The 13,565-nt window shown below is 73.5% G+C and carries 6 protein-coding genes; all 6 read left to right on the top strand.

Annotated features, from left to right (window positions below; genetic code table 11):
- Window positions 1-77: 77 nt before the first annotated feature.
- The 6 genes from RM812_RS07335 to RM812_RS07310 all read left to right on the top strand — a co-directional run bounded on the left by RM812_RS07335 (window position 78) and on the right by RM812_RS07310 (window position 13,398).
- Window positions 78-2,354 (top strand): MMPL family transporter, encoded by a 2,277-nt coding sequence (locus tag RM812_RS07335; RefSeq protein WP_311571582.1) that lies wholly within the window; start codon window positions 78-80, stop codon window positions 2,352-2,354.
- Between the two features lie 5 nt (window positions 2,355-2,359).
- The gene (locus RM812_RS07330) at window positions 2,360-2,995 is read left to right on the top strand and encodes a DUF4097 family beta strand repeat-containing protein (RefSeq protein ID WP_311571581.1); all 636 of its coding nucleotides are present in this window, start codon (window positions 2,360-2,362) and stop codon (window positions 2,993-2,995) included.
- A gap of 238 nt (window positions 2,996-3,233) precedes the next feature.
- Window positions 3,234-4,025 (top strand): thioesterase II family protein, encoded by a 792-nt coding sequence (locus RM812_RS07325; RefSeq protein ID WP_311571580.1) that lies wholly within the window; start codon window positions 3,234-3,236, stop codon window positions 4,023-4,025.
- Window positions 4,025-4,237, top strand: coding sequence for an MbtH family protein (locus RM812_RS07320; protein WP_311571579.1), 213 nt, complete (start codon window positions 4,025-4,027; stop codon window positions 4,235-4,237). The genes RM812_RS07325 and RM812_RS07320 overlap by 1 nt, the downstream gene beginning before the upstream one ends.
- 36 nt (window positions 4,238-4,273) lie before the next feature.
- The gene (locus RM812_RS07315) at window positions 4,274-7,480 is read left to right on the top strand and encodes an amino acid adenylation domain-containing protein (RefSeq protein WP_311571578.1); all 3,207 of its coding nucleotides are present in this window, start codon (window positions 4,274-4,276) and stop codon (window positions 7,478-7,480) included.
- Window positions 7,477-13,398, top strand: coding sequence for a non-ribosomal peptide synthetase (locus RM812_RS07310; protein WP_311571577.1), 5,922 nt, complete (start codon window positions 7,477-7,479; stop codon window positions 13,396-13,398). Before RM812_RS07315 ends, RM812_RS07310 begins: the two co-directional genes overlap by 4 nt.
- Window positions 13,399-13,565 lie beyond the last annotated feature (167 nt).

Here is a 13,565-nt window from a genome sequence, read left to right as displayed (position 1 = left end):
AGAACCCCCGTGTAGGACCGGTAAGGAACCGCTACGGCGCCGAACCGCCGGAGCACGCACGCACCGTAGGAGACTTCATGCCCACGAATCCCCCCACCGAGGCCGGAGTCCCGCCGGCCCGCGCGCCGCTCACCGAGCGGATCGCGGGCTGGTCGGCCCGTAACGCCAAGAAGTCGATCGCCGGCTGGCTGCTGCTCGTGGTCCTCGCCGTGCTGGCGGGCTCGGCCGCCGGCAGCGGCGCGAAGACCTCGGACGCCGGCGAGTCCGGCCGGGCCCAGCGGATCATCCGCGAAGAGCAGACCATCGCGTCGTACTCCGAGAACATCCTGGTCGAGTCCGAGCGGCGCGACAGCCGCTTCTCCGAGGACCCGCGGGTGCAGGCCGCCGTCAAGGACGTGGCCGAGGCGCTGCGTGGCTCGGACGGCGCGGCCGAGCAGGTGCACAGCCCGCTCGACGGTGCCGAGGCGGCCGCCGAACTGGTCTCCGAGGACGGCCGCTCCGCGCTGGTCACCTACGAGATCCCGGGCCCCGGCCCGGAGGCCGACGCCCGGTTCGCCGCGATCAAGAAATCGGTGGCGCAGCTGCGCGACCGGCACGCGGACGTACGTCTCGCCATGGCCGGCGACCTGTCGCTGACCGCGGCGGTCGACCAGGCCGCCGACGAGGACCTGGCCCAGGCCGAGACGCTGTCCCTGCCGGTCACCCTGATCATCCTCCTCGTGGTCTTCGGCGCCCTGGTCGCCGCCGCGGTGCCCGTGCTGCTCGCCGCGACCGCGGTGTTCGCGGCGACCGGCCTGCTCGCGGTGGCCGGCACGGTGGTCCCGGCCAACAGCACCGTCTCCTCGGTGGTGCTGCTCGTCGGCATGGCGGTCGGCGTCGACTACTCGCTGTTCTATCTGCGCCGGGACCGCGAGGAGCGGGCGGCCGGACGCACCCCCGCCGAAGCACTGCGGATCAGCGCCCGCACCTCCGGGCACGCCGTCGTGGTGTCGGGCCTCACCGTGATGCTCTCCATGGCCGGGCTCTTCCTGACCGGCGTCGACGTGTTCAACGGCATGGCCGTCGGCACCATCATCGTGGTCGGTCTCGCCGTCCTCGGCTCCGTCACCGTGCTGCCCGCGATGCTCGCCCTGCTCGGCCACCGGGTCGACGCCCTGCGCGTGCCGTTCCTGGGCCGCCGGCGCACCACCGCCACCAAGTCCACGGTGTGGACGGCCACCGCCGCCGCCGTGGTCAGGAAGCCGCTGCTGCTCGGCGGCGCCGCGCTGCTCGCACTGGGCGCGCTGGCCGTCCCGGCCCTCGACATGAAGCTCAGCGAGCCGGGCCGCCTCGACTCACTGCCGCGCAGCATCCCCGAGGTCGACGCGGGCATCCGGCTGCAGGCGGCCTTCCCCGGCGGCCCGGACCCGGCGCAGATCGTCATCTGGGGCCGGGGCGCGGTCGACGGCAAGGCGGACGCCGCCGTCGCCGCCGTCCGCGAGGCGGCCGCCGACAGCGAGCTGCTCGGCGAGCCGGTCACCGTGCAGCCGGTCGGTGACGTGCTGAGCGTCAAGGTGCCCCTGGCCGGCAAGGGCACCGACGTCCAGTCGGTCGAGGCGCTCACCGAGTTGCGCGAGGACGTGCTGCCGCGCGCCTTCGAGGGCACCGACGGCCTCGACTACGGGGTCACCGGACGCACCGCCGGACTGCACGACTTCGCGGAGGTCCTTGACGAGCGCTCCGCGTGGGTCATCGGCTTCGTCCTCGCCATCTCCCTGGTGCTGCTCGTCGTCGCCTTCCGCGCCCCGGTGGTGGCCGTCGCGTCCGTGCTGCTCAACCTGCTGTCCATCGGCGCGGCGTACGGCGTGATCGTGCTGGCCTTCCAGCACGGCGGACTCTCCGGCCCGCTGGGCTTCACCGCGTTCGGCGGGGTCGTCAACTGGCTGCCGCTGTTCATGTTCGTGATCCTGTTCGGCCTGAGCATGGACTACCACGTGTTCATCCTGAGCCGGATCCGCGAGCGCAGACAGCGCGGTGAGAACGCCAAGGAGGCGGTCATCCAGGGCGTCGGCGCCAGCGCCGGCGTGGTGACCAGCGCCGCGGTCATCATGATCGCCGTGTTCGCGCTCTTCGCCACGCTCTCCGGCATCGAGTACAAGATGCTCGGCGTCGGCATGGCGACCGCCATCCTGCTCGACGCGACCATCGTCCGCGGGATCCTGCTGCCCGCCGTCCTCGCCCTGCTCGGTGACCGGGCCTGGGGCCGTAACCGTCCCGGCGCGGACCCGTCCGCGGACGAGCCGGCCACCGAGCCGGCCGTCGAGCCGGCCGAGGAACCCGAGAACGCCCGGACATCTACCCTGCTAAGGACCTGACACCCATGCGCAAGCTCATCACCACCGCTGTCGCCGTAGCCGCTCTCGCCACCCTCTCCGGCTGTGAAGTGGACGAGGCGTTCGGCAACGACAAGTCGCAGTCCGAGTCCAGCTACACCGTCACCGAGCCGGTCCGGGCGCTCGACCTCGACACCAAGGGCGGTCACGTCGAGCTGATCGTCTCCGACTCCAAGACCGTCAAGGTCACCGAGAAGTTCTCCTACAGCGACGACAAGCCGGCCACCAGCCACAAGGTCGACGGCGGCGAGCTGCGGCTGAGCGGCGGCGGCTGCGACACCGGTGACTGCTCGGTCAGTTACCGCATCGAACTGCCCGCCGACACCGAACTCCGGGTGGACAGCGGCGGCGGCCACATCACCGGCAAGGAACTCGCCGGACCGGCCCGGCTGCGTACCGAGGGAGGCCATGTCGACGTCTCCTTCACCCGGGCCCCGGACCGCATCTACGCGGCGAGCGGCGGCGGTGACATCACGGTGCAGGTCCCCAGCGGCCCCTACAGCGTGAGCACCGACGCCGAGGGCGGCAAGAGCGAGACGGCCGTCGACAACGACCCGAAGGCCAAGCGGAAGATCGAGACCCGCAGCGGCGGCGGTGACGTGAAGATCGCGTACACACAGTGACCGGGCGGTTCCGTCGCTCGGGCCGCTTCCCGGCATAACGGAAAAAATATAGCCACTCCTGGCACAGTCCGGTCCCGGACGGATCCCTCCGTCCGGGACCGGAGCCGTCTGCGGCCCCGGCGTGCCGTCCGGCTCACCGCGTTCTTCGGCCCACCACGTCCTGTGCCCACTTCGCTGTCCAGCCCACCACGTCCTGTGCCTACTGCGCTGTCCAGCCCACGACCAGGGAGCACTCCCCATGACTGTCTCGAGCACCACGACGGGCGGTGACTGGCTACGGGTGTTCAACCCGCGGCCCGCGCCCCGGATGCGACTGTTCTGCTTCCCGCACGCCGGGGGCGCCGCGAGCGCCTTCCACCAGCTCGCCGGCCTGCTGCCGGAGTCGATCGAGGTGGTCGCCGTCCAGTACCCCGGACGGCAGGACCGGTACGGCGAGCCGATGCCCCGCTCCATGGGGCACCTCGTCACCGAGATCACCGACGCGGTCGCCGGCCGGCTCGATGTGCCTGCCGCCTTCTTCGGCCACAGCATGGGTGCCACGGTCGCCTTCGAGACCGCCCGACGGCTGCGCGCCACCCACCCCGCCGCCGTCCGCCGGCTGTTCGCCTCCGCCCGCCGCGCCCCGCACATCGACACCAGCCGCGCGCTGGACTTCGCCGACGACGCCGCGGCCATGGCGTACATCGACGCGCTCGGCGGCACCGGAGCCCAGCTGCTCAAGGACGCCGAGCTACGCGGTCTCGTCCTGCCCGTGCTGCGCGCCGACTTCCGTCTGATCGCCGGCTACCGCTACGTCCCCGGCGCCCCGCTCACCTGCCCCATCACCGCGATCGCCGGCGATGCCGACGCCTCGTTCGCCCTCACGGACGCGGCCCAGTGGAACCGCCACACGATCGCCGGCTGCGACACCCGGGAGCTGCCCGGCGGCCACTTCTACCTGGAGGACGAGATGCCGGCGCTGGCCGGGCTCGTGCTCGACGTGCTCGTCGCCGATCTCCCCGTCCTGCAGACCCCCGCAAGGAGCCTGTGATGAGCAGCAACCCCTTCGACGACGCCGACGGGCAGTTCCTGGTCCTGGTCAACGACGAGGACCAGCACTCCCTGTGGCCCGCCGCGGTCGCCGTGCCGGACGGCTGGCGGACCGTGCTCGAGCGCACCGACCGTGCGGTCTGCCAGACGTACATCGAATCCAACTGGACCGACATGCGGCCTCGCAGCCTGCGCGAGCAGCGCATCAGCTGACCGCCGTAACCGACGCCCGACTCCTGGGGAAGCACCGTGACATCTCTGACCCGCCTGCCGCTCTCCGCGGCGCAGACCGGCATCTGGTTCGCGCACCACCTGGATCCGACCGGCCACGCGTACAACATCTCCGAGTACGTGGAGATCGAGGGCCCGGTGCGGCCCGACCTCTTCGCCGAGGCATGGCGGCACGTGATCGACGAGGTGGAGACGCTGCGGGTGCACTCGCTCGCCGAGGACCCCGACGGCACGTTGTGGCAGCTGGTCGGCCCCGGCCACGAGCACGGTCTGCGGCAGGTCGACGTCTCCGCGGCCACCGATCCGCACGCCGCGGCCCTGGAGTGGATCCACCGCGACCTCGGTACGGCCGTCGAGCTCACCCGGGGCGGCCTGTCCACCTTCGCGCTGCTGCGGCTGGCCGCCGACCGCTTCTACTACTACCAGCGCGCCCACCACGTGCTGATCGACGGGTACGGCGGCTCGCTGCTGTCCCGCAAGGTGGCGGAGACGTACACGGAGCTGGCCACGGGCGAACGGCCGGCGGACGCCACCGAGGCGTCCGCGCCGCTCGCCGAACTCCTGGGCCAACAGGCGGCCTACCGGGCCGGTGCCGAGTTCACCGCCGACCGCGACTTCTGGCGGCAGGAACTCCGGGACCTGCCCGCCCCCGCCCGCCTCCACGACCAGATCGCCTGCCCCACCCCTGGCCCCGCCGACCCCGGTGCCGTCCACATCCGGCGCAGCGCGCACCGCCCGCAGGAGTTCGCCGACCGGCTCGCCGCCGCGGCCCGTGCCGTCCGTACCCGCTGGCCGGTCCTGGTCATCGCCGCGGCAGCGGCCTTCGTGCACCGGTGCACCGGCGCCCGCGAGGTGATCCTCGGGCTTCCCGTCGCCTGCCGTGACTCCACGGCGCTGCGCAGCACTCCGGTCCTGGCGTCCAACGTGGTGCCGCTGCGCATCCCCGTCAGCCCCCAGGACACCTTCGCCGAACTCGTGCCGAAGGTCACCGCCCGTACCCGGCAGGCGCTGAAGCACCAGCGCTACCGCTACGAGGACATGCGCCGCGACCTGGGCCTGACCGACAGCGACACGGGACTCACCGGCCCGGTGGTCAACATCATGGCGTTTCCGTACCGGCTCGGCTTCGCGGGCGTGCCCGCCACCGCGCACAACCTGGCCCTCGGACCGGTCGACGACCTCTCCATAGCCGTCTACGACCGCGGTGACGGCAGCGGCCTGCGCTTCGACTTCGACGGCAGCCCCGAGCGCTACGCGGCCGCGGGCCTCGACGGCTGCCGGGACCGGTTCCTGCGGTTCCTGGAGCGGGTCACCGAGCAGCCCGCCGCCCCTCTCGGCCGGATCGACCTGCTCGACGCCGGGGAACTGCGCCGGGTCACCGCCGACTGGAACGCCACCGAAGGCCCCGTGCCGGACGGCACCCTCGCCCAGCTCTTCGAGGAGCAGGCCGCCCGCACCCCGGACGCGATCGCCGTGGCCGGCGAGGACACCGAGCTGAGTTACGCGGAGCTGAACGCCCGCGCCAACGCGCTGGCCCACCAGCTCATCGCGCTCGGCGTCGGGACCGAAACCCCGGTCGCCGTGCTCCTGGAGCGCTCCGCCGCAGTGGTCGTCGCCACCCTCGCCGTGCTCAAGGCCGGCGGTGCCTACGTCCCGCTGCACTCCGGCTACCCGGCCGAGCGCATGGCCTGGGTGCTCTCCGACACCGGCGCCCCCGCGCTGATCACCGACCGTCCGGAGGCCGACCTGGACTTCGCCGAGGGCCGTGCCGTGCTGCGCGTCCCCGAGCACGGCGGCGCCGATCCCGACCCCGGCCGCCGCGCGTCGCCCGGGCAGCTCGCGTACATCATGTACACCTCGGGCTCGACCGGCGTCCCCAAGGGCGTCGCCGTCGAGCAGCGCGACGTCGTGGCCTTCAGCGCCGACGTCCGCTGGCGCGGTGGCGCCCACGACCGCCTGCTCATGCACTCCCCGCACGCTTTCGACGCCTCCACGTACGAGCTGTGGGTACCGCTGCTGTCCGGCGGCACGGTCGTCGTCGCACCCGCCGCGGGCCTCGACGCCGGACGGCTGCGCGAGCTGTGCGCGCGGCACCGCGTCACCGGTGCCTTCCTCACCGCCGCGCTCTTCAACCTGATCGCCACGGAGGACCCGGCCGCGTTCGCCGGTCTGCGCACGGTCATCACCGGTGGCGAGGCGGCCGCGCCCGCCTCCTTGCGCCGGGTCCGCGACGCCTGCCCGGACCTCGAACTGGCCAACGGCTACGGGCCGACGGAGACGACGACGTTCGCGGCCGTCTTCCCCCTGGACGAGATCGACGAGGTGCCGCCGATCGGCGGCCCGATGCAGAACATGCGGACGTACGTACTGGACAGCGCGCTGCGTCCGGTACCGGTGGGCGTCGCCGGCGAGCTGTACATCGCCGGGGCCGGCCTGGCCCGCGGCTACGTGGGGCGTGCGGCGCTGACCGCGGAGCGCTTCGTGGCCTGCCCGTTCGGTGCTCCGGGCGGGCGCATGTACCGGACCGGGGACGTCGTGCGGTGGCGGGCGGACGGGGTGCTCGAGTACCTCGGCCGCAGCGACGACCAGGTCAAGATCCGCGGCTTCAGGATCGAACTCGGCGAGATCGAGACGGCTCTGGGCAAGGTCCCCGGGGTGGACCAGGCCGCTGTCCTGGTACGCGGGGACGGGCCCGGAGCCCGGCAGCTCGTGGGCTACGCCGTGGGAAGCGGACTCGACCCGCGCACCGTCCGCCAGACGCTGGCGCAGACCCTGCCGGAGTTCATGGTGCCGCAGGCCGTGGTCGTCCTCGACGCCCTGCCGCTCACCGCGAACGGCAAGGTCGACCGGGCCGCCCTGCCCGCGCCGGAGCTCGTCGGAGCCGGCGGGGGGCGCGCTCCGGCCACGCCTGCCGAGCAGGTGTTCGCCGCCGCCTTCGCGGACGTGCTCGACGCCCCCCGGGTCACGGCCGACGACGGCTTCTTCGACCTCGGTGGCGACAGCATCCTCGCTCTGCGCGTGGTCACCATGGCCCGTGCGGCGGGCTTCGAGGTCAGCGCGCGCGACGTCTTCCGCCTGCGTACCCCCGAAGCCCTGGCCGCGGCCGCGCGACCGGTGTCCGCCGCCGTCACCTTCGACGACGAGGCTCCGCTCGTGGACCTCGACGACGACGAGCTCGCCCTGCTCACCGCGGGCCTGACCACCGAGGCCGGTGACCTCCGATGAGTACGCTGCCCCCCGGCATCGCCGACCTCCTTCCGCTCACACCGCTGCAGGAGGGCTTCCTGCTGCACGCCGCCCGGGACGTGCCGGGCGCCGTGGACGTCTACGCCACCCAGATCCGCGTGGACCTGGACGGTGCCCTCGACACGACCCGGCTGCACGCCGCCGCCCGCTCCCTGGTCGCCCGGCACAGCGCCCTGCGCGCCTCCTTCCGCCACCACGGCCTCAAGCGGCCGGTGCAGCTGGTGCACCAGGAGGTCCGACCGCCCTGGACCGAGTACGACCTGACCGTCGTGCCCCCGGACGAGCGCGAGAGCGCCGCGGCCCGCTACGCGGCGGACGAACGCCGCCGCGGCTTCGACCTCACCGCTCCTCCGCTGCTGCGCTTCGCCGTGCTTCGGCTGGCCGGGCGGCGCCACCGGCTCGTCGTCACCGTGCACCACATCCTGTGGGACGGCTGGTCGGTGCCGGTGGTACTGGCCGAACTGTTCCGGCTGTACGCCTCCGGGGACCGTGCGGGGCTACCGCCCGCGCCCCCCTTCCGCTCCTTCCTCGCCTGGCACAAGGCCCAGGACCGCCCGGCCGCGGAACAGGCCTGGGCGGCCGCCCTCGCCGGACTCGACGGGCCGACGCTCTACGCCCCCCAGGCGGCCGATCTGCCGGCGGTGCTCCAGCACGAGGCCCGCGCGGAGGTGCCGGCCGCGGTCGTGGCCGGTCTCGCCGAGGCGGGCCGCAGACACGGCTTCACCCTCAACTCCGTGGTCCAGTTCTGCTGGGGGCTGCTGCTCTCCCGGCTCACCGGCAGCGACGACGTGGTCTTCGGCGGCACGGTCTCGGGCCGTCCGCCGGAGCTGCCCGGTGTGGACCGGATGGTCGGCATGCTGCTCAACACCCTGCCGGTCCGGGTACGCGTCGACGCCGCCGAGCCGGCCACCCGCGCGCTGACCCGGCTGCAGGGCGAACAGGCCGAACTCCTCGACCACCAGCACCTCGGCCTGCCGGCCGTCCAGAAGCAGGCGGGCCACGGCCCGCTCTTCGACACGACCACGGTCTTCCAGAACTTCCCGGTCGACTACGCGGCGATCGCCGCCCCGCTCACCGAGGCGGGCCTGACCCTGGTGGACGCGGCCGTCGCCGACTCCACCCACTACCCGCTCCGCCTCGCCGCCACCCTGGACGGCGGTGCCCTGGACCTGCGTCTCGGCCACCGGCCCGACCTGGTCCCCGATGCCGAGGCCCGGCTGCTGCTCGACCGGCTGACCGGGCTGCTGACCCAGCTCTCGGAGCGACCTGGTCTCCCCGTGGGCGAGCTGACGCTCCTCACCCCCGGTGAGTACGAGACCGTGGTCGGCCGCTGGAACGACACCGCGGGCCCGCTGCCCACGGGAACCCTCATCTCCCGCTTCGAGGAGCAGGCCGACCGCACCCCGGACGCCGTCGCGGTGGTCTTCGAGGGACGCTCGCTCAGCTACCGCGACCTCGACACCGCCGCCAACCGCCTCGCCCACCGACTGCTCGCCATGGGAGCGGGGCCCGAACAGCTGGTGGGCGTGGCCGTACCGCGCTCCCTCGAACTGATCACCGCGCTGTACGCCGTGCTGAAGACCGGCGCCGCCTACCTCCCCGTGGACCCCGACTACCCGCGCGGGCGCATCGCCCAACTGCTCGAGGACGGGCGGCCGGTGTGCACGCTCACCACCACGAGGACCGCCGCGCGGCTGCCGGCGGACGACCGCCTGCTGCTGCTCGACGAGCCGGATCCGGTGGCGTACCCCGAGCACCGGCCCGGCCCGGCGGCGGACCCGGCGGACACCGCGTACGTCATCTTCACCAGTGGCTCCACCGGCCGGCCCAAGGGCGTCGCCGTCCCCCACACGGGCATCGTCAACCGCCTCGCGTGGATGCAGGACCGCTACCGGCTGCAGCCGGGCGAACGGGTCCTGCAGAAGACCCCGGCGGGCTTCGACGTCTCCGTGTGGGAGTTCTTCTGGCCGCTGCTGTACGGCGCGACACTGGTCGTCGCCCGGCCGGAGGGGCATCGCGACCCCGCGTACCTCGCCGAGGTGATCCGGCGGGAGCGGGTCACCACGGTGCACTTCGTGCCTTCGATGCTGGGTGCCTTCCTGGGCGACCCGGCGGCCGCGGGCTGCACGGGACTGCGCCGGGTGGTGTGCAGCGGCGAGGCGCTGCCGCCGGAGCTGCAGCGCCGGTTCTTCGAGCTGCTGCCCGGTGTCGAACTGCACAACCTGTACGGGCCGACGGAAGCGGCGGTGGACGTCACGGCCTGGGAGTGCGGGCCCGCGGAGCAGGCGCGGTCCGTGCCGATCGGGGCGCCGATCCGCAACGTGAGCACCTATGTGCTCGACGCCGCGCTGCGGCCGGTACCGGTGGGTGTGGCGGGGGAGTTGTACCTGGCCGGGGTCCAGCTCGCCCGCGGCTACGTGGGCCGGCCGGCGCTGACGGCCGAGCGCTTCGTGGCCTGCCCGTTCGGTGCTCCGGGCGGGCGCATGTACCGGACCGGGGACGTCGTGCGGTGGCGGGCGGACGGGGTGCTCGAATACCTCGGCCGCAGCGACCACCAGGTGAAGATCCGCGGGTTGCGGATCGAGCTCGGTGAGGTCGAGACGGCGCTGGCCCAGGCCGCGGGGGCCGCGCAGTGCGTGGTGGTGGTGCGCGAGGACCGGCCCGGGGCGCAGCAGCTGACGGGCTACGTCGTCGGCTCCTCACACGACCCGCAGGCCATCCGCCGGACCATGGCCGAGACGCTGCCCGAGTACATGGTGCCGCAGGCGGTGGTGCGGCTCGACGCGCTGCCGCTGACACCGAACGGCAAGGTGGACCGCGCGGCGCTGCCGGCGCCGGAGCAGCCGGCCGCCGCCGGTCACCGCGCGGCCCGTACCGACGCCGAGCGGGTGTTCACAGCGGTCTTCGAAGAGGTCCTGGGGCTGACCCGGGTGTCGGCCGAGGACGGCTTCTTCGACCGGGGAGGGGACAGCATCCTCGCCATGCGCGTGGTCTCCCTCGCCCGGGCGCAGGGCTTGGAGATCACCGCGCGCGAGGTCTTCCGGCTGCACACGCCCGAGGCACTCGCCGCGGCCGCCCGCCCCGTGCGCGCCGCCCGGGCCGCCGAGCCGGCGACCGGCCCCGCGCTCCTGCCGCCGGTCGCCCACGAAGCACTGGCCCACGGCGGGCCGGTCGACGGCTTCCACCAGGCCGTGCTCCTCGAACTGCCGTCGGCGGTGGAGGACTCGGCGCTGGTCCGGGCCCTCGGCGCGGTGGTGGACCGGCACGATCTGCTGCGGGCCCGACTTGTCCGCGAGGACCGTGCGGGCGGCGAAAGCAAGGGGCGCGGTGAGAGCAGCGGGAGCAGCGGGCGCAGTGCGGGCAGCGAGGCCGGCATCCGCTACGAGATCACCGCTCCCGGCACCGTCGACGCCGCCCGCTGGTTCCGCCGCGACAGCGCGTCGGCCTCCGTCCCGGCCGTGGCCCGGGCCGCCCGCGACCGCCTCGACCCCTGGTCGGGCGACACCCTGCAAGCCGTACGCATCGGCGCCGACCGGCTGCTGCTCTGCGTCCACCACCTCATGGTGGACGGCGTCTCCTGGCGCGCCCTGCTGCCGGACCTGGCCGCCGCCGTACGCGACCCGGACGCACTCGCCCCGGTCCCCACGCCGTACCGTGCCTGGGCCCTCGACCTGCAGCGACGTGCCGCCGACGGAGCCTGGCGCCACGAGCTCGACTACTGGACCAAGGTGCTCGGCCCAGCGGCGGAACCTCTGCTCGGCGACCGCCGGCCGGACCCGGACCAGGACACCGCCGCCACTGCCCGGCACACCAGGATCACGGTGCCGCCGCAGCTCGCCGGCCCGCTGCTCGGCGAGGTACCCGGCGCCTTCCACTGCCGACCGGACGAACTGCTGCTCACCGCACTGGCCAGGGCCGTCGCCGCCTGGCGGGTCCGGCACGGCAGAGCGGCGCACGACGCCCCGGTGCTCATCGACATCGAGGGCCACGGCCGCGACGGAGACCTCGACCTGTCCCGTACCGTCGGCTGGTTCACCAGCGTCCACCCGGTCCGCGTCACCGGCCACGACGGGACCGCGGCGGCCGCCGTGAAGCAGGTCAAGGAGGAGCTGCGGGCCCACGCCGGACCCGGCTTCGGCGCCCTGCGCCGGTACGACCCGCAGGCGGGTGCCGTCCTCGCGGACCTGCCGCGGCCGCAGATCCTCTTCAACTACCTGGGCCGGATCGGCGACGAGGAGATCGCCCCCGGCTGGCGTGTCCTGAACGGCGACGAACTGCCGTACGGCCTCGACCCGAGGATGCCGCTGCGCCACTGCGTGGAGCTGAACGTGCACAGTGACGGGCAGCGGCTGCACGCGGTGTGGACCACCGCGGGCGGGGTGCTCACCGACGGGCAGGCCGCCGAACTCATCGACCTGTGGCAGGCGGAGCTGCGCACCCTCGCAGCCCTCGCCGAACAGCCGGGCGCGGGTGGCCGCAGCCCTTCGGACCTGCCGCTGCTCGGCCTCACCCAGGACGAGATCGAGCAGATCGAACGGGCCGCTCCCGGTCTCACCGAGATCCTCCCGGTCACCGCGCTGCAGGAGGGCTTCCTCTTCTACGCGGAGCAGGCGAGGTACGGCGGGGTCGACGTCTACACCAACCAGGTGCGGCTCGACCTCGAGGGCCCGGTGGACAGCGCCGCCCTGCTCGCCGCGGGGGAGCGGCTGGTCGCCCGGCACACCGCGCTGCGGTCGTCCTTCCACACCACGGAACGCGGCACCGCCGTGCAGACGGTCCTCGGCGAAGCGGCCCTGCCCTGGGCGGAGACCGACCTGTCCGGTCTCCCGGCCGAGGACCAGGCCGCCGAGGCGGCGCTCATCGCCGAAGGCGACCGCGTACGCCCCTTCGACATGACAAGGGCCCCGCTCCTGCGGCTCACGCTGATCCGCTTCGGACCGCACCGGCACCGACTCGTGATCACCGGCCACCACATCATCTGGGACGGATGGTCCACCCCCATCCTGGTCGGCGAGCTGCTGCGGCTCTGGGCCGACGGCCGCGAGGCCGTGCTGCCCAGACCCGTGGCGCACCACGAACATCTGCGGTGGCTGTCCGCCCAGGACGAGGCCGCCGCGGAGCGGGCCTGGGCCGGCTATCTGGCCGGCGGTGCCCAGCCGTTGCTCGTCGCGCCCGAGTCCGAGCACCGCCCGGCCGTGCTGCAGCACACGCTCACCGCGGAGCTGCCGGCGGCCGTGACCGCGGCGCTCACCGAGCGGCTGCGACCGCACGGCGTCACGCTCAACACGGCGCTGGAGTTCGCCTGGGGGCTGGTGCTCGCCCGGGCGACCGGCCGCGACGACGTGCTCTTCGGCACCACCGTCTCGGGCCGCCCGCCCGAACTGCAGGGCGCCGAACGGATGGTGGGGCTGTTCGTCAACACCGTCCCGGTGCGGATCCGGGTGCCCGCCGAGGCGAGCCTCCTCGACGCCCTCGTCCGCGCCCAGCACGAACGCGCCGAACTGCTCGACCACCTGCACCTGGGTCTCGGCAGGATCCAGCGCCCGACCGGGCACTCGCGGCTCTTCGACACCACGACCATGCTCGTCAACTACCCCGTCGACAGGGACTCCCTGAATCCCGCCGGAGCCCGGGCGAACGTCACCGGCTTCGGCCTCGACGATGCCACCCACTACCCCCTGCGCCTGGTGGCCGTACCGCAGCAGGACGGTGCGCTCGCCGTACGACTGGGGTACCGGCCCGACGTGGTGCCGCGCCAGGAGGCGACGGTGTATCTCGACCGGACGGTGCGCGCGCTCACCGAACTGGCCGGGGACCTGCGGCAGATGACCGGCCAGGTGGACCTGCTGAGCGAGGAGGAGAGGACGATGCTGCTGGCGCAGTGGGGCGGTTACTGACCGGGTCGAGTCACCCCCCGGTCACAGAGAGTGCCGACTGGTCCGGTCATTCTTCCTGTACTACCCAAGTAACCGCTGCGTAGCGTGAGTTTGCCTGATCGGCATTTGTCATGCCTGCACGGCGGCCACAGAATGACCACGGGAACGGCACATCTGGGGGAGGGAGC

It is taken from the genome of Streptomyces lancefieldiae (assembly GCF_031845825.1).
Classification (GTDB): Bacteria; Actinomycetota; Actinomycetes; order Streptomycetales; family Streptomycetaceae; genus Streptomyces; species Streptomyces lancefieldiae.
The sequence above is the reverse complement of the archived record's forward strand: the minus strand, read 5'-3'. Positions and strand labels throughout refer to the sequence as shown.